We start from the raw sequence: 16,425 nt of genomic DNA, 5'->3' as shown, positions 1-16,425 counted from the left end.
CTTTATCCGGTTGTGCGTCTCAGCTCTGGTTGAAGAACCCGCCCTCTGCGATGCGGGCCTTGTCCTCCGCCGTGACATCGACGTTAGCAGGCGACAACAGGAACACCTTCTGCGTCACCCGCTCGATGCTGCCGTGAAGACCAAACACCAAACCCGCCGCAAAGTCGACAAGTCGCTTGGCATCTGTGTCATCCATCTCAGTGAGATTCATGATCACCGGGGTGCCCTCACGGAAGTGTTCCCCGATGGTACGGGCCTCGTTGTAGGTCCGCGGGTGAAGCGTGGTGATCCGGTACGGCTCTCGTTCCGACACGACCTTGGGCATGATCACCGGCGCGTTCTTCTCCAGGCTCTGACGTTCTTGTGTGATGGACGCCACGGGCGCGATCCGCGCCGGGCGCCCCGATTCCGCGGCTAGCGAAGCGGAATGAGGCACCGGGTCCCGGGGCGTCGAGGGCTGTACGACTCGTACCGATTCGTCCCTTTGGGACTGATGTGCACCGTGGGACTGGTGCGACCGCTCGTGCGGCCGGTGGTCCCGCTCGGGCTCCGGGTCGAGTTCGGGTTCGAAGTCGTCGTCGGGGTCAAAACCGCGGCCGTCGTACCCATCGTCCTCCACGAGGCCGAGGTAGACCGCCATCTTGCGCATCGCGCCGGCCATGCTCTGAGTCCTCCGCTCTGTGGTGGATCGACTGACTACTGCCAAGTGCCCGCGATCCACGAGGTCGTTACAACCGCTCTTCAGCGGTAATGACCATATTTTCTGCTGTGGTCCGACTTCCTGGCGACGTTACCCGAGCCTCGCGCGGACTCCGAGTACCGCGCTGCCGACGCGTACATGTGTCGCCCCGGCCGCCACGGCCTGTTCGAGGTCCGCACTCATTCCTGCCGAGACCATGTTCGCAGCCGGATGGCCTCGGCGCAGGTCGGTCGACAAATCCATCAACCGCTCGAACGCCGCCCGTTCACGTCCCGCGTACTCTCCGGTCAGAGGTGCGACCGTCATCAGTCCGTCCAGCCGCAGCCCCGGAGCCCCGGCGATGAGATCGGCCAACTCCCCGATCCCCCCGGGGGCCACGCCGCCGCGGTCCCCCCGCTCCTTCTCCCCCGCGTCCAGCGCGACCTGGATCAGACACCCCACCTCGCGCTCCGCCCGCACGGCCTCCTTGGAGAGGGCCGCCACCAGCTTGGGCCGGTCGACGGACTGCACGAGATCCGCGTAACCGACCACGGATCGCACCTTGTTGGTCTGCAACTGACCCACAAAGTGCCAAGTAAGGGGCAGGTCAGAACATTCGGCGGCCTTGGGTGCCGCGTCCTGGTCCTTGTTCTCGGCGACGTGCCGCACACCCAGTCCGGACAGGATGCGCACATCGCTCGCGGGATAGGTCTTGGTGACCACGATCAGGGTCACCTCCTCGCGCTTGCGCCCCGCGGAAGCGCAGGCCGCGGCGATGCGCTCCTCCACTTTCGCCAGGTTCGCTGCGAGTTGTTCCTTACGTTCCGTCATGCCCTATCAGTCCAGCCAGACATAGCCCGCGAGCCGGCCCGTGGTCCGGTCGCGGCGGTACGAGAAGTGGTCGCCCGATTCGCGCGTGCACACCGGCGACCGCTCCCGGTCGTGCACCCCGAGCCGGTCGAGCTGCGCGTGCACCCCCGCGGTCACATCGACCGCCGGCGTGCCCCAGCTCGTCTCGGCGTACGCGGCCGGCTCGACGGCGGACACCTCGGCGCGCATCTCCTCGGGCACCTCGTAGCACCGGCCGCACACCGCGGGTCCGGTGCGGGCGACGATCCGGGACGGCTCGGCGCCCAGTTCCGTCATCGCGCGCACCGCGGCCGGGACGACTCCGGCGACCATGCCGGGACGGCCCGCGTGAGCCGCGGCGGCGACACGTGCCACCGGGTCGGCGAGCAGGACCGGGACGCAGTCGGCGGTGAGGACGGCGAGGGCGAGTCCGGGCTCGGCGGTGACGATCGCGTCGACCTGCGGCACCGGCCGCTCGCCCCAGGGCCCGTCGACCACCGCGACGGCGTCGCCGTGCACCTGGTTCATCCAGACCACCCGGCCCGGGTCGATCCCGAGTGACTTGGCCGCCAGCTCGCGATTGACCCGCACCGCGCCCGGGTCGTCGCCGACCGCGCCGCCGAGATTGAGCTCCTCGTACGGAACGGCGCTCACCCCGCCCCACCTGTCGGTGAAGGCGAAGTGCGCGCCGTTCACGGTGTCGCGCTGTCCTATCACTTCAGGAAGTCCGGCACGTCCAGCTCCTCGGCCGGGCTGTCCGCGTAGGTGCGGGACGGCGGGACCGGCGGGCTCGACGGGAGGTCGGCGACCGGCTCGGGGGCGGGCGCCGGCTCCTCCTTCGGCGTGACGCTGCCGAGCGAGCCGAAGGACGGGCGGCTCTCGGGCTGCCGTACCGGGGCCGGCTCCTCGCGCTTGGCGGAGGAGGAGCCGAGGATGTTGTCCCGCTTGGCGGGCGGCTGGCCGCCGTCGAACCCGGCCGCGATCACGGTGACCCGGACCTCGTCGCCGAGGGCGTCGTCGATGACCGCGCCGAAGATGATGTTGGCCTCGGGGTGGGCGGCCTCGCTGACCAGCTGGGCGGCCTCGTTGATCTCGAACAGACCGAGGTCGGAGCCGCCGGAGATGGAGAGCAGCACCCCGCGGGCGCCGTCGATGGACGCCTCCAGCAGCGGGGAGGAGATCGCCATCTCGGCCGCGGCCACCGCGCGGTCGTCGCCGCGGGCCGAGCCGATGCCCATGAGGGCCGAACCGGCCTCGGACATGACCGACTTGACGTCGGCGAAGTCGAGGTTGATCAGACCGGGGGTGGTGATCAGGTCGGTGATGCCCTGGACACCGGAGAGCAGGACCTGGTCGGCCGACTTGAAGGCGTCCAGGACCGAGACCTGGCGGTCCGAGATGGACAGCAGCCGGTCGTTGGGGATGACGATGAGGGTGTCGACCTCTTCGCGGAGTTCGGCGATGCCGTCCTCGGCCTGGTTGGCCCGGCGGCGTCCCTCGAAGGTGAACGGGCGGGTGACCACGCCGATGGTGAGGGCGCCCAGGGAGCGTGCGATGTTGGCCACGACGGGCGCGCCGCCGGTGCCGGTGCCGCCGCCTTCACCGGCCGTCACGAAGACCATGTCGGCCCCCTTGAGGACCTCCTCGATCTCCTCGCGGTGGTCCTCGGCGGCCTTGCGGCCGACGGCCGGGTTGGCTCCGGCGCCGAGTCCGCGGGTGAGTTCACGGCCGACGTCGAGCTTGACGTCGGCGTCGCTCATCAACAGCGCCTGTGCGTCAGTGTTGATGGCGATGAACTCGACGCCCTTGAGACCGACCTCGATCATCCGGTTGATGGCATTGACACCACCGCCGCCGACACCGATGACTTTGATGACTGCGAGGTAGTTCTGCGGTGCTGCCACGTCGAAGGCCTCTCGCCTCGAGTTACGTGTCGCCGAACCGTCGGGGCCTTACTGCCTCGCGATCCGGACGACTGATGCCGAATGGGACGGTCCGTAGCGCCGACCCGAACCCTAACCCTGAAGTTTAGGGTTACCAGTGTGTCTGTTCCTTGGAGTCTTCTGAACAGGACACTAAGTCGACAAGTGGCGCCCGTTCAACGAACACGCCGAACCTCCCGTTTTTCTTTTCACCCTATGTGATCAGCCGTGTCGCTGCCCAACCAGGGTGCTGGCCTGCGCGGATGTGCGTCAACTCCCCGATGACGCAGGGGCGGTGGGAACACTCACATCGAAGTGCCGTGCGTCCGGGGAGGCTTTCATCAGAGCCGAGAGTGTGCGAGCCTTCGCCGCGCCCTTCTCGGAGCTGCCCCAGTCGACGGTGCGGCCGTCTGTCAGTTCCAGCGAGATGGCGTCGTAGGAACGGACCTTGACGCTCCGGGTGAGCCGGGAGACGGCCTGCGGGAGGGCGGCGGCGACCCGGACCGCCTCGCGCACCAGCCGCCGCTCGCCGAAGCGGCGCAGACTGGCCGCGGCGGTTCCGGACCGGGCGAGCCTCAATTCCAGCGCGGGAACTCCCTTGGGAGCCTTGGAAACCGTGGCGAAACGGACACCTTCCTTGTCCACTTCGACGAACTTCCCGCCTTTTCGCACCACCAGGACCGCGGTTCGCTCGGTGACTTTCAGCCCGATTCCGTCCGGCCAGGAACGGCTCACGTCCACCGTGTCGATACGCGGCAGTTCACGCCTCAGGCGCGCCTCGATGGCGTCGGTGTCGACGGAGAGCAGCGGATCCCCCACCGGCACTTCGGCGGCCTCGCGCACCTGCTCGGGGGTGAGCACCCGGGTGCCGGAGACCGTCACGCGCTCCACGCGCAGCCAGTCCGAGCCGTACAACACCCAGCCGCCGCCCGCCCCGAGGAGCGCGAGGCAGACCGCGAGGATGATGATCACACGAAGCCGTGGTGGCCGTACCCGCCGGGCGGGGGGCGGGCCGGACGACTGCTGCTGACGTTCCCCGCGCTCGGCGGTCGTCGATCCGGCCACGCTGCCTGCCCTCCGTCATACGGTCCTACCGTCGGTGCGAGGCGATCGCCTCGTACACCATGCCGACGAGCAGCTCGTCGGCGTCCCGGCGGCCGAACTCGCTTGCGGCACGGGACATCTCGTACAGCCGGTGCGGATCGGCGAGCACGGGCAGGACGTTGTGCTGCACCCACTCGGGGGTGAGGTCCGCGTCGTCGACCAGCAGTCCGCCGCCGGCCTTGACCACCGGCTGGGCGTTCAGCCGCTGTTCGCCGTTGCCGATGGGCAGCGGGACATAGGCGGCCGGGAGTCCGACGGCGGAGAGTTCGGCGACGGTCATCGCGCCCGCACGGCAGAGCATCATGTCGGCCGCGGCGTACGCGAGGTCCATCCGGTCCAGGTAACTTACCGGGATGTACGGGGGCATTCCCGGCATCTGCTGGACGTGCGGCAGTTCGTTCTTCGGGCCGACCGCGTGCAGGATCTGAATTCCGGCCTGCTGGAGATAGGGCGCGACCTGCTGGACGACCTCATTGAGGCGCCGGGCGCCCTGGGAGCCGCCGGAGACGAGCAGCGTGGGCAGGTTGGGGTCGAGGCCGAACGCCGCGCGCGCCTCGGGGCGTACGGCGGCACGGTCGAGGGTGGCGATGGAGCGGCGCAGCGGGATGCCGATGTAGCGGGCGTCGCGCAGCTTGCTGTCCGGGGTGGAGACGGCGACCCGGGCCGCGTACCGCGAGCCGATCTTGTTGGCGAGGCCGGGGCGGGCGTTGGCCTCGTGGATCACGATCGGCACGCCGAGGCGCTTGGCGGCCAGGTAGCCGGGCAGGGCGACGTAGCCGCCGAAGCCGACCACGGCGTCCGCCTTGGTGCGCTCCAGGATCTGCTCGGCGGCCTTGATGGTGCCGCGCAGCCGGCCCGGGACGGTGATCAGCTCGGGGGTGGGCTTGCGGGGCAGCGGGACGGCCGGGATCAGCGCCAGCTCGTAGCCGCGCTGCGGGACGAGCTTGGTCTCCAGGCCCCGTTCCGTGCCCAGGGCCGTGATGCCCACGGTGGGGTCCTGCCTGCGCAGGGCGTCCGCGAGGGCGAGCGCGGGCTCGATGTGGCCCGCGGTTCCTCCGCCGGCGAGTACGACATGCACCGAAATTCACCGCTCTCCGGACGAACGCGCCGCCGAGGCGCGCCGTCGCATCGTGTTCCATCTCCGGGGTTCCCTGGTCGCAGCGGAACCCCCGGCACCCCGCTTTCTACCAAAGCGGGGTTGCCGCATCGAAAGCGCCGCCCGCGCAGCGGGCTCGTCACGTGCGAAGGCGATCAGCAGCCCGATGGCGAACATGGTCGGCAGCAGGGCCGACCCGCCGTAGGAGAACAGCGGGAGGGGGACACCGGCGATCGGCAGCAGACCGAGCACCGCACCGATGTTGATCACCGCCTGAGCGGTGATCCAGGTGGTCACGCCTCCCGCGGCATACCTCACGAACGGGTCTTCCGTGCGTCCGGCCACGCGGATACCCGCATAGCCTAGAGCCGCGAAGAGGGCGAGCACCGACAGCGTCCCCGCCAGGCCCAGTTCCTCACCGGTGACGGCGAAGATGAAGTCGGTGTGGGCTTCGGGCAGTTGTCCCCATTTCTCCACACTCGCCCCGAGCCCGGAACCGAAGATCCCGCCGGACGCGAGCGCGTAGATCCCGTGCACCGCCTGCCAGCAGGCGTCGCCGGGCCCGGGGTCGGTGGCGCCCAGGCACTGCAGGCGGGCCATCCGGTTCGGGCTGGTCTTGATGAGGATCAGGCCGATCAGTCCGGCGACCGAGAGCACCGCCACGAACAGCCGGGTCGGCGCGCCCGACAGCCACAGCAGGCCGAACAGGATCGCGGTGAGGATGATCGCGGTGCCCATGTCGCCGCCGAGCATGATCAGCCCGAGCAGCATGAAGGCGACCGGGACCAGCGGCACCAGCATGTGCTTCCACTGGATCAGCAGCTTCTTGTCCTGCTTGCGGGCGAGCAGGTCCGCGCCCCACAGCACCAGCGCCAGCTTGCCGAACTCGCTGGGCTGGAGCTGGAAGGGGCCGCCGACGGAGATCCAGTTCTGGTTGCCGTTGACCGCGACTCCTATCCCGGGCACCTGCACCAGGGCCATGAGGAAGACGGCGCCCGCGAGGATCGGATAGGCCAGCGCCCGGTGCAGTCTGACCGGCATCCGGGAGGCGGCGAGCAGCAGTCCGGCGCCGATCGCGGCGGCCAGCAACTGCTTGCGGAAGAAGTACGAGCCCGGCAGCGACATCTGCAGCGCCGTGATCTGGGAGGCCGAGTAGACCATCACCAGCCCGAGCACGGTGATCAGCGCGCTGCCGCCGAGGATCAGGTAGTACGCGGTCAGCGGCCGGTCCCAGGCCCGCTTGGCGCGCAGGTACAGCCGGCGGACCGGGTTCTCGCGCGGGGGACGCGCGGCGGCGGGGCGGCGGCCGGTCCGCTGGACGGGAGGACGCCCCGTACGGCTACTGGACATCACCGGCTCCTCGCACCCGACCACCGCTCCCGAGCCACATCACAGTCACCCCGTCCCTCAGCGGGTCCCGAAGCACACTGAGCGGCCGAGACCCTCCGTCAGGCGTCGGCCGCGAGTTCGCGGACCGCTTCCGCGAACGCGTCGCCGCGCTTGTTGTAGTTGGCGAACATGTCCATCGAGGCGCACGCCGGGGCCAGCAGCACCGTGTCGCCCTCGGTGGCGAGCCGCTGGGCCTCCCGGACCGCCGCGAGCATCGCCCCAGTGTCGGTCCGGTCGAGGTCGACGATGGGCACTTGCGGGGCGTGTCGCGCGAGCGCTTCGCGGATCAGGGCCCGGTCGGCGCCGATCAGGACGACACCGCGCAGCCGCTTCGCCGACTTGGCGACCAGTTCGTCGAAGGTGGCGCCCTTGGCCAGTCCGCCGGCGATCCACACGATGGACTCGTAGGCGGCCAACGAGGCTTCCGCCGCGTGGGTGTTGGTGGCCTTGGAGTCGTCGACGTAGGAGACCCCGGCCACGTCCGCCACGTGCGCGATGCGGTGGGCGTCCGGGGTGAAGGCCCGCAGCCCGTCCCGTACGGCCTTGGCGGGGACCCCGTAGGCACGGGCGAGGGCGGCCGCGGCAAGGGCGTTGGCGATGTTGTGCGGGGCGGGCGGGGTGACGTCGGAGACCTCGGCCAGCTCCTGGGCGTTCTTGTGCCGGTTCTCCACGAAGGCGCGGTCGACCAGGATGCCCTCGACGACGCCGAGTTGGGAGGGGCCGGGGGTGCCGAGGGTGAACCCGATGGCCCGGCAGCCCTCCTCGACGTCGGCCTCGCGCACCAGGTCCTCGGTCGCCTTGTCGGCCACGTTGTAGACGCAGGCGACGCGATTGCCCTCGTAGATGCGGCCCTTGTCGGCGGCGTACGCCTCCATGGAGCCGTGCCAGTCGAGGTGGTCGGGGGCGAGGTTGAGCACCGCGGCGGAGTGGGCGCGCAGGGAGGGCGCCCAGTGCAACTGGTAGCTGGAGAGTTCGACGGCGAGGACGTCGTACTGCTCCTCGCCGAGGACCGCGTCCAGCACGGAGACGCCGATGTTGCCGACCGCCGCCGTGCGCAGGCCCGCCGCCTTGAGGATGGAGGCGAGCATCTGCACGGTGGTGGTCTTGCCGTTGGTGCCGGTGACGGCGAGCCAGGGCGGGGCGTCGGGGCCGCGCAGGCGCCAGGCGAGTTCGACGTCGCCCCAGATCTCCACACCGGCGGCGCGGGCCGCTTCGAAGAGGGGCTTGTCCGGCTGCCAGCCGGGCGCGGTGACGACGAGTTCGGTGCCCTCGGGCAGGGTGGCGCCGTCGCCGAGGCGGACGGTGACGCCCAGCTCCTCAAGTTCCGCGGCCTGTTCGCGCGCGCGGGCGTCGTCGCCGTCGTTGACGACGGTGACGATCGCGCCGCGTGCGTGCAGCACCTTGGCGGCCGGGACACCGGAGACGCCGAGCCCGGCGACGGTGATGTGCTTGCCCTGGAAGTCTTCGGGCCCCGAGGAGGTCACTTGTCCGCTGCCCATCCCGCGTAGAAGATGCCGAGGCCGACGATCACGCAGATGCCCTGGATGATCCAGAACCGGACCACCACGAGCACCTCGGACCAGCCCTTGAGTTCGAAGTGGTGCTGAAGCGGCGCCATCCGGAAGACGCGCTTGCCGGTGAGCCGGAAGGAGCCGACCTGGATGACCACCGACATGGTGATCAGCACGAACAGGCCGCCGAGGATGGCGAGCAGCAGCTCGGTGCGGGAGCAGATGGCGAGGCCCGCGAGGACACCGCCGAGCGCCAGCGAGCCGGTGTCACCCATGAAGATCTTGGCGGGCGAGGTGTTCCACCACAGGAAGCCGAGGCAGGCGCCCATCAGCGCGGCGGAGACCACCGCGAGGTCGAGCGGGTCGCGGACCTCGTAGCAGGCGCCCGGGTTGGTCAGGGTCTGCGCGTTGGCGCAGGACTCCTGGTACTGCCACACACCGATGAAGGTGTAGGCGCCGAAGACCAGGACGGAGGCACCGGTGGCGAGGCCGTCCAGACCGTCGGTGAGGTTCACGCCGTTGGACATCGCGAGGATCATGAACAGCGCCCAGACCACGAACAGCACCGGGCCGATGGTCCAGCCGAAGTCCGTGATGAACGACAGCTTGGTGGAGGCCGGGGCGTTGCCCCGGGCGTCCTCGAACTGCAGCGAGAGCACCGCGAAGGCGATACCGCCGAGCAGCTGTCCGGCCATCTTCGCCTTGGCCCGCAGACCCAGCGAACGCCGCTTGACGATCTTGATGTAGTCGTCGAGGAAGCCGACCAGACCCATACCGACCATCAGGCCGAGCACCAGCACACCGGAGTACGTCGGCGGCTTGCCGGTGATGAGCTTCGACAGGAAGTAGGCCGCGACGGTCGCCAGGATGAAGGCGATACCGCCCATCGTGGGCGTACCGCGCTTGCTGGCGTGCTCGCGCGGGCCGTCGTCCCGGATGTACTGGCCGTAGCCCTTGCGGGCGAGCAGCTTGATCAGCAGCGGTGTGCCGATCAGTGTCAGGAAGAGGCCAATGACTCCTGCGAACAGGATCTGCTTCATCATCGGGCGGCAACCTCACCCTCGGCACCGGTCTCGATGAGCGCCTGCGCCACGCTCTCCAGGCCGACCGACCGGGACGCCTTCACGAGCACGACGTCCCCCGGGCGCAACTCGCTGCGCAACAGGTCGACCGCCGCCTGTGCGTCGGACACGTGCACCGACTCCTCACCCCACGAACCCTCGTTATATGCGCCCAGTTGCAGCCAGGACGCTTCCCTGCCCCCGACCGCGACGAGCTTGCTGACGTTGAGCCGGACGGCGAGCCGTCCGACCGCGTCGTGCTCGGCGAGCGCCTCGTCCCCGAGCTCGGCCATCTTGCCGAGCACCGCCCAGGTCCGCCGCCCCTTGCCCATCGCCGCGAGCGCGCGCAGGGCGGCTCGCATGGACTCGGGGTTCGCGTTGTAGGCGTCGTTGACGACCGTCACGCCGTCCGGGCGCTCGGTGACCTCCATCCGCCAGCGGGAGAGGGAGCCCGCCTCGGAGAGCGCGGTGGCGATCTCTTCCGCGGACATGCCCAGCTCGTGGGCGACGGCGGCCGCGGCGAGCGCGTTCGACACGTGGTGCTCACCGTACAGGCGCATGGTCACTTCGCTTGCACCGGAGGGTGTGTGAAGCAGGAAGGAGGGCTGTCCGCTGTCCGTGAGTCGTACGTTCTCGGCGCGAACGTCCGCTTCGCCGGACTCTCCGAAAAGGAGCACCTTCGCCTTCGTTCGGGCGGCCATGGCCCGTACCAAGGGGTCGTCGGCGTTGAGGACCGCGACACCGCCGTCCGCCTCGGCGGGCAGCGCCTCGACGAGTTCGCCCTTGGCCTCGGCGATCTGCTCGCGGCCGCCGAACTCGCCGATGTGGGCGGTGCCGACGTTGAGCACCAGGCCGACGCGGGGCGGGGTGAGCCCGGTGAGGTAGCGGATGTGGCCAAGCCCGCGGGCGCCCATCTCCAGCACCAGGAAGCGGGTTTCCTCGGTGGCGCTGAGCGCGGTGAGCGGCAGCCCGATCTCGTTGTTGAGGGAGCCGGGCGTGAACACCGTCGGCGCCTTGCGCCGGAGCACCTGGGCGACCAGGTCCTTGGTGGAGGTCTTGCCGGCCGAGCCGGTGAGGGCCACGAGGGTGGTGCCGAGCTTGGCGACGACGTGCCGGGCGAGCGCGCCGAGGGCGGTCTGGACGTCGTCCACGACGATCGCGGGCACTCCGACGGGCCGTGCGGCCAGCACGGCCACCGCGCCCGCCTCGACGACCGCGGCGGCGAAGTCGTGGCCGTCGACGCGTTCGCCGGCGAAGGCGACGAAGAGGCTGCCGGGGACGGCCTCACGGGAGTCCCGGACGACCGGTCCGGTGACCCGGACGGACGGATCCGGTATGTCGTACGTCTGCCCGCCGACGACTTCTGCGATCTCGGCGAGAGAGAGGGCGATCACAAGTTCATCCCTGGGTCTGCTGAATGGCTTCGCGAAGCACCTGGCGGTCGTCGAAGGGACGCACCACCCCGGCGATGTCCTGGCCCTGCTCGTGGCCCTTACCCGCGACCAGCACGGTGTCGCCGGGCTGTGCGCGGGCCACGGCGGCGGCGATGGCGGCGGCCCGGTCCTCGAAGACCTGGACCTCGCCGCGCTCGTGCCGGGGCACGGAGGCCGCGCCCTGGAGCATGGTGGCGAGGATCGCGAGGGGGTCCTCGGAGCGGGGGTTGTCGGAGGTCAGTACGGCGGTGTCGGCGAGCCGGGCGGCGGCCGCGCCCATCGGCGCGCGCTTGGTGGTGTCCCGGTCGCCTCCGCAGCCGAGCACGACGTGCAGCCTGCCCTCGGTGACCTTGCGCAGGGCGCGCAGTACCGATTCGACCGCGTCGGTCTTGTGGGCGTAGTCCACGACCGCGAGATAGGGCTGGCCGACGTCCACCCGCTCCAGCCGGCCGGGCACCCCGGGCACAGCGGCGATGCCGTCGGCGGCGGCCTGCGGGTCGAGGCCGGCCTCGGCCAGGGCGACGACGGCGGCCAGGGTGTTGGCCACGTTGAACGGACCGGCCAGCGGGGAACGGGCGGCGATCCGCTCGCCCTTGGGGCTGACCACGGTGAACGTGGAGTCCATCGGGCCGACCTTGACGTCCTCGGCGCGCCAGTCGGCGTCGGGGTGGCCCTCGGCGGAGAAGGTGACGACGGGGACGGTGGCTTCCTTGGCGAGCCTGCGCCCGTACTCGTCGTCGAGGTTGATCACGCCGCGTTTGCTGCGCTCGGGTGTGAACAGCCGCGCCTTGGCCCGGAAGTAGTCCTCCATGTCGGAGTGGAACTCCATGTGCTCCGGGCTGAGGTTGTTGAAGACGGCGATGTCGAAGACGCAGCCGTCGACCCGGCCGAGGACCAGGGCGTGGCTGGAGACCTCCATGGCGACCGCCTGGACGCCGCGCTCGCGCATGACGGCGAACAGGGCCTGCAGGTCGGTGGCCTCGGGCGTGGTGCGCTCGGACTTGATGCGCTCCTCGCCGATGCGCATCTCCACGGTGCCGATCAGGCCGGTGGAGCGGACGGTCTTCAGGCCGCCCTCGACGAGGTAGGCGGTGGTGGTCTTGCCGGAGGTGCCGGTGATGCCGATCTGGAGCAGGTCCCGGCCGGGGTGGCCGTAGATGGTGGCCGCCAGTTCGCCCATCTGTCCGCGGGGGTCGTCGACGACCAGGACGGGCAGGCCGGTGGCGGCGGCGCGGTCGGCGCCAGTGGGGTCGGTGAGCACGGCGACCGCGCCGAGGCCGGCGGCCTGGGCGACGAAGTCGGCGCCGTGCAGCCGGGCCCCCGGCAGAGCGGCGTACAGGTCGCCGGGGCGGACGGCGCGCGAGTCGTGGGTGATGCCCGTGACCTCGGCGTCCTGGTCCGGCGCGGGGGCACCCAGCTGGTCGGCGAGCTCCGCGAGGGGTGTGACGGAGAGCTGGACCGGCCGGGGCGGCCCGGGATACGTCACGGGTGCGCCCTTCTGGGTGGTTTGGGACTGATCAGCGTGTGGCACGGCGGTGAGCGTACCGGGCTGACCCGCCTCGGAGCGAAGCGAGTGGGCCGACGGCTCCTGGTTCCCGGAGTCCGGGGTGATCGTTGTCACGGGTGGTTCCTGGCTGCTCGGTACTGATCAGGGCTTGTAGGTGACCGGGAGGTTGGCGGGCGCGGCCCCGGTCGGCGGGACCTGGAGGGTCTTCAGCGCGAACTCCATGACCTGCTTGTAGACGGGGCCGCAGATCTGGCCGCCGAAGTAGCTGCCCTTGGTGGCGTTCTGGATGGCGCAGTAGACGGTGATCCGGGGCTGGTCGGCGGGGGCGAATCCGGCGAAGGAGGAGGTGTAGCCGTGGTACTTGCCGGTGGCCGGATCCACGCGGTTGGCCGTACCGGTCTTGCCCGCGACCCGGTAGCCGGGAATGCGCGCCTTGGTGCCGGTGCCCTCCCGGTCGTCCACGACCGACTCCAGCATCCGGGCGAGGGTCTTCGCCGTCCTGGCGCTCACGACCCTTGTCTTCCCGGGCTTCGGGGCGGGGGTGAAGCGCCCGTCGGGTCCCTTGGTGCCGCGTACGAGGGTGGGCTCGACGCGGACTCCGCCGTTGGCGATGGTCGAGTAGACCGAGGCGGCCTGCATGGCGTTCACGGAGACGCCCTGGCCGAAAGGAATCGTGTACTGCTGCGAGGTCGACCACTCCTCGGGCGGGGCGAGGATGCCCTTGGTCTCACCGGGGAAGCCGAGTCCGGTGTGGCTGCCCAGGCCGAACTTGCGCAGGTAGGAGTAGAGGACCTTGTTCGCCTCCTGCTGGGTCTTCCCGAGCTGGCCGGTGGCCAGGATGGTGCCGATGTTGCTGGACTTGGCGAGCACGCCGTTGAGCGTCAGGTACCAGGTCTCGTGGTCGATGTCGTCGCGGAAGAGGCGGTCGCCGCGGTGCAGCCGGTTGGGCACCACGACATGGGTCTCGGGGGTGGCGGCACCCTCCTCCAGGACTGCGGCCATCGACATCACCTTGGCCGTCGAGCCGGGCTCGTAGGCGTCCTCCAGGCTCCAGTTGTGCAGGGAGGCGCCGTCGGCCTTGGAGAGGTCGTTGGGGTCGAAGCCGGGTGAGTTGGCCATGGCGAGGATCTCGCCGGTGCGGGTGTCCTGGACGATCACATAGCCGCGGTCGGCCTTGGACTCCTTGACCTGCTCGCTGATGGCGTTCTGCGCGGCCCACTGGATGTCGCGGTCGATGGTCAGCTCGACGTCGCTGCCGGGCACCGCGGGGGTCTCGGTGGACCCGGCGGTCGGCACCTGGCGTCCGCCGGACTGGGCGTAGCGGATCTTGCCGTCCTTGCCGGACAGCTCCTCGTTCAGCTGCGCCTCGATGCCGCCGCCGCCTTTGCCCTCGTAGTTGACCCAGCCCAGTATCCCGGCGGCGAGGTCTCCGTTGGGGTACACGCGCTTGCTGCTGGCGACCGAGAAGATCCCGGCGAGGACGTTGACGGTGCCGGGGTCGGTCTCGGCCTTGGTGGCCAGCGCGCTCTTGAGGTCCTTGATCTGCTTCCAGACCTGCGGGGTCTGCCGCCGGGAGAGCAGCACGTACTGCCCCTTGGCGCGCAGCTTCCTGGTGAGTTCCTCCTGCTCCTGGCCGAGGATCGGCGCGAGCAGCGCGGCGGCCTGCTCGGGACCGTCGCCGGTCTTGAGCGCCTTGCGCGTGAACATCGTGGGGTCGGCGGTGATGTCGTACGCGTCCACGCTGGCCGCGAGCGCCACGCCGTTGCGGTCGGTGATGCCGCCGCGCTCGGCGGCCAGGGTGTAGCCGACGTACCGGTTCTTCTCCGCCTTGGCGGCATACGTGCTGGCGTCCACGGCCTGCACCTGGAGCAGCCGCACGGTGAAGGCGATCAGCACGAGGGTGAGCGCCAGCCCGACCATGCGCAGCCGGGGCCGGGGGCTGCCCAGCCGGAGCGCCTGCGGCGCCGCGGCGGTACGGGGCCGGGCCGGACGCCTGGCCGGCCGTGCGCCGGGCCCGGGAGTACGCCGGTTCCCCGCGCGCTCGGGCCTGGCGGGCCCGGGAACCCGGCGGCGCGGCGGTTGTTTCCCTGAGTCGGCCACGGGTGCGTCACCTGCCGGGGGTTGTCGGGGTCGCGGACGGCGTCGAGGTCGGGGTCGGCGACTTCGTCGGGTACGCCTCGGGGGCCAGGACCAAGGGGTCGGGGGCCTTGGTCGGGCGGGCCGGGGCGGCGGCCGGGGCGGGGACGCCCTTGACGGTGCCGTCGGGGTCGAGGAAGGCGGGGTCGCCGCCGGGCACCATGCCCAGTTCACGGGCGCGGCGCTGGAGGGCGTCGGGCGCGGAGTAGGCGTCGACGTCGCGCTGGAGCGCCTGTTCCTCGTCGGTGAGGCTCTTGGTCTCCCGCTGGAGGTCGTCGAGCCGGAAGGCGCCCTCGCTGAGCGCGCTGTTGAGCACCAGCAGCCCGATCAGGCCGCCGCCGAGCAGGAGGACCACCAGGACGACGAAGGGCGTACGGGCGGCCTGCCCGGTCCCCGTCGGAAAGAGCCGGGCAAGCCGGGCCGCCCGCCCCTTGAGCTCGGGTTTCCTACTCACTGGCCCTCCCGTGAGACCGGCTCACTCGACGTCCTCCCTGATGCGCTCCGCCCCCCGAAGACGCGCCGGCGCGGCCCGGCGGTTCTCGGCGACCTCTTCCTCGGTGGGAAGTTCGGCACCGCGGGTGAGCAGCTTGAGCCGGGGCTGGTACTGCTCGGGGACGACGGGCAGACCGGGCGGCGCGGTGGTGGCGGCGCCGGCCGCGAACACCTGCTTGACCAGCCGGTCCTCCAGCGAGTGGTACGACAGCACGGCGATCCGTCCGCCCACCGCGAGGGCCTTCACGGCGGCCGGGATCGCCCGCTCCAGCACAGACAGCTCGCCGTTGACCTCGATGCGCAGCGCCTGGAAGGTGCGCTTGGCCGGGTTGCCGCCGGTGCGCTTGGCGGCCTGCGGCAGCGCGTCGCGGATCAGTTCCACCAGCCGCGCGCTGTTGCTGAACGGCTCCTTCTCCCGCTCGCGCACGATGGCGGCGACGATCCGCTTGGCCTGCTTCTCCTCGCCGTAGGCACGCAGGATCCGCACCAGTTCCCCGGCGGGATAGGTGTTGAGGACCTCGGCGGCGCTGATGCCGGTCGTCTGGTCCATGCGCATGTCCAGGGGCGCGTCCTGGGCGTAGGCGAAGCCGCGGTCGGCCTCGTCGAGCTGCATGGAGGAGACACCGAGGTCGAACAGGACGCCCTGGACGCGCGGGATGCCGAGCCGGGCGAGGACCTCGGGCAGTTCGTCGTAGACGGCGTGGACGAGGGCGGCGCGCTCGCCGTAGGGGGCGAGCCGCTCGCCGGACAGGCGCAGCGCCTCCTTGTCCCGGTCGAGCGCGACGAGGCGGGCTTCGGGGAAGCGCTGCAGGAGGGCCTCGCTGTGGCCGCCGAGCCCGAGGGTGCAGTCGACGACGACGGCGCCGGGGTCCTGCAGGGCGGGGGCCAACATGTCCAGGCACCGCTGGAGCATCACCGGGACATGTCGACTGTTGCTCAAGGGGCCCTCTCAGGTCCGGCGGGCGGTACGCACCGCCGGGTCCCCGCCCGCTCGTGAAGGGGAGGCCGACCGGCGCCGGAAGCGTCAGCCGGCCGGGAGCGGGAGGAGGCCGAGCCGTACGTACGCGCCGCGCACGTGGGGAAAACTCCGGCGGGCGCGCCGGGTCCTACGGGAAGTTCAGTCCAGCAGGGAGGGCTCGCCTCCCGCTTCGCGTCACTTTAGTCCACGGTGTCTCGCGGTCAATCAACCGGCCTGCGCGGCGCGGCCCGGGGCCGGCGCGAAGCCGCCCACAGGTGTTTTTCACTC

The 16,425-nt window shown here is 70.8% G+C and carries 14 protein-coding genes; all 14 read right to left on the bottom strand.

Annotated elements, in window-relative coordinates:
- Positions 1-19: 19 nt before the first annotated feature.
- Positions 20-661: a cell division protein SepF gene (locus tag ACZ7L7_RS11465; protein WP_093718518.1), complete on the bottom strand. Its 642-nt coding sequence runs from the start codon at positions 659-661 to the stop codon at positions 20-22.
- 129 nt (positions 662-790) lie between these two features.
- Positions 791-1,510 (bottom strand): YggS family pyridoxal phosphate-dependent enzyme, encoded by a 720-nt coding sequence (locus ACZ7L7_RS11460; protein ID WP_472075655.1) that lies wholly within the window; start codon positions 1,508-1,510, stop codon positions 791-793.
- A gap of 6 nt (positions 1,511-1,516) precedes the next feature.
- Positions 1,517-2,245: a peptidoglycan editing factor PgeF gene (pgeF, locus tag ACZ7L7_RS11455; protein ID WP_285513133.1), complete on the bottom strand. Its 729-nt coding sequence runs from the start codon at positions 2,243-2,245 to the stop codon at positions 1,517-1,519.
- Positions 2,242-3,432, bottom strand: coding sequence for a cell division protein FtsZ (ftsZ, locus tag ACZ7L7_RS11450; protein ID WP_285513132.1), 1,191 nt, complete (start codon positions 3,430-3,432; stop codon positions 2,242-2,244). The genes pgeF and ftsZ overlap by 4 nt, the downstream gene beginning before the upstream one ends.
- 288 nt (positions 3,433-3,720) lie before the next feature.
- On the bottom strand, positions 3,721-4,515 hold the full coding sequence (locus ACZ7L7_RS11445) for a cell division protein FtsQ/DivIB (RefSeq protein WP_285513131.1): 795 nt from the start codon (positions 4,513-4,515) through the stop codon (positions 3,721-3,723).
- Positions 4,516-4,540: 25 nt separating this feature from the next.
- Positions 4,541-5,632 (bottom strand): undecaprenyldiphospho-muramoylpentapeptide beta-N-acetylglucosaminyltransferase, encoded by a 1,092-nt coding sequence (gene murG / locus ACZ7L7_RS11440; protein WP_285513130.1) that lies wholly within the window; start codon positions 5,630-5,632, stop codon positions 4,541-4,543.
- A gap of 6 nt (positions 5,633-5,638) precedes the next feature.
- A complete protein-coding gene (gene ftsW / locus ACZ7L7_RS11435) occupies positions 5,639-7,000 on the bottom strand; it encodes a putative lipid II flippase FtsW (protein ID WP_453606995.1) in 1,362 nt (453 codons plus the stop codon).
- Positions 7,001-7,098: 98 nt separating this feature from the next.
- The gene (gene murD / locus ACZ7L7_RS11430) at positions 7,099-8,538 is read right to left on the bottom strand and encodes a UDP-N-acetylmuramoyl-L-alanine--D-glutamate ligase (protein WP_471428191.1); all 1,440 of its coding nucleotides are present in this window, start codon (positions 8,536-8,538) and stop codon (positions 7,099-7,101) included.
- Positions 8,520-9,593 (bottom strand): phospho-N-acetylmuramoyl-pentapeptide-transferase, encoded by a 1,074-nt coding sequence (gene mraY / locus ACZ7L7_RS11425; RefSeq protein WP_285513127.1) that lies wholly within the window; start codon positions 9,591-9,593, stop codon positions 8,520-8,522. Before mraY ends, murD begins: the two co-directional genes overlap by 19 nt.
- Positions 9,590-11,005, bottom strand: a complete 1,416-nt coding sequence (locus tag ACZ7L7_RS11420; RefSeq protein ID WP_471592305.1) for a UDP-N-acetylmuramoyl-tripeptide--D-alanyl-D-alanine ligase — start codon at positions 11,003-11,005, stop codon at positions 9,590-9,592. The genes mraY and ACZ7L7_RS11420 overlap by 4 nt, the downstream gene beginning before the upstream one ends.
- Positions 11,006-11,009: 4 nt before the next feature.
- On the bottom strand, positions 11,010-12,530 hold the full coding sequence (locus ACZ7L7_RS11415; RefSeq protein ID WP_285513335.1) for a UDP-N-acetylmuramoyl-L-alanyl-D-glutamate--2,6-diaminopimelate ligase: 1,521 nt from the start codon (positions 12,528-12,530) through the stop codon (positions 11,010-11,012).
- Between the two features lie 162 nt (positions 12,531-12,692).
- Positions 12,693-14,651, bottom strand: a complete 1,959-nt coding sequence (locus ACZ7L7_RS11410; RefSeq protein ID WP_453606984.1) for a peptidoglycan D,D-transpeptidase FtsI family protein — start codon at positions 14,649-14,651, stop codon at positions 12,693-12,695.
- Between the two features lie 7 nt (positions 14,652-14,658).
- Positions 14,659-15,141 (bottom strand): cell division protein FtsL, encoded by a 483-nt coding sequence (ftsL, locus tag ACZ7L7_RS11405; RefSeq protein ID WP_285513124.1) that lies wholly within the window; start codon positions 15,139-15,141, stop codon positions 14,659-14,661.
- A 21-nt stretch (positions 15,142-15,162) separates the two neighbouring features.
- On the bottom strand, positions 15,163-16,119 hold the full coding sequence (gene rsmH, locus ACZ7L7_RS11400) for a 16S rRNA (cytosine(1402)-N(4))-methyltransferase RsmH (RefSeq protein WP_472075650.1): 957 nt from the start codon (positions 16,117-16,119) through the stop codon (positions 15,163-15,165).
- Positions 16,120-16,425: the final 306 nt, after the last annotated feature.

The organism is Streptomyces sp. NPDC110618, from assembly GCF_055657065.1.
Note: the sequence above shows the minus strand (reverse complement) of the source record. Positions and strands in the feature narration are given on the sequence as shown.

Coding starts and splice junctions, on each gene's coding strand:
- ACZ7L7_RS11465 (WP_093718518.1), bottom strand. CDS start 661: ATGGCCGGCGCGATGCGCAAGATGGCGGTCTACCTCGGCCTCGTGGAG.
- ACZ7L7_RS11460 (WP_472075655.1), bottom strand. CDS start 1,510: ATGACGGAACGTAAGGAACAACTCGCAGCGAACCTGGCGAAAGTGGAG.
- ftsW (WP_453606995.1), bottom strand. CDS start 7,000: ATGTCCAGTAGCCGTACGGGGCGTCCTCCCGTCCAGCGGACCGGCCGC.
- murD (WP_471428191.1), bottom strand. CDS start 8,538: ATGGGCAGCGGACAAGTGACCTCCTCGGGGCCCGAAGACTTCCAGGGC.
- mraY (WP_285513127.1), bottom strand. CDS start 9,593: ATGATGAAGCAGATCCTGTTCGCAGGAGTCATTGGCCTCTTCCTGACA.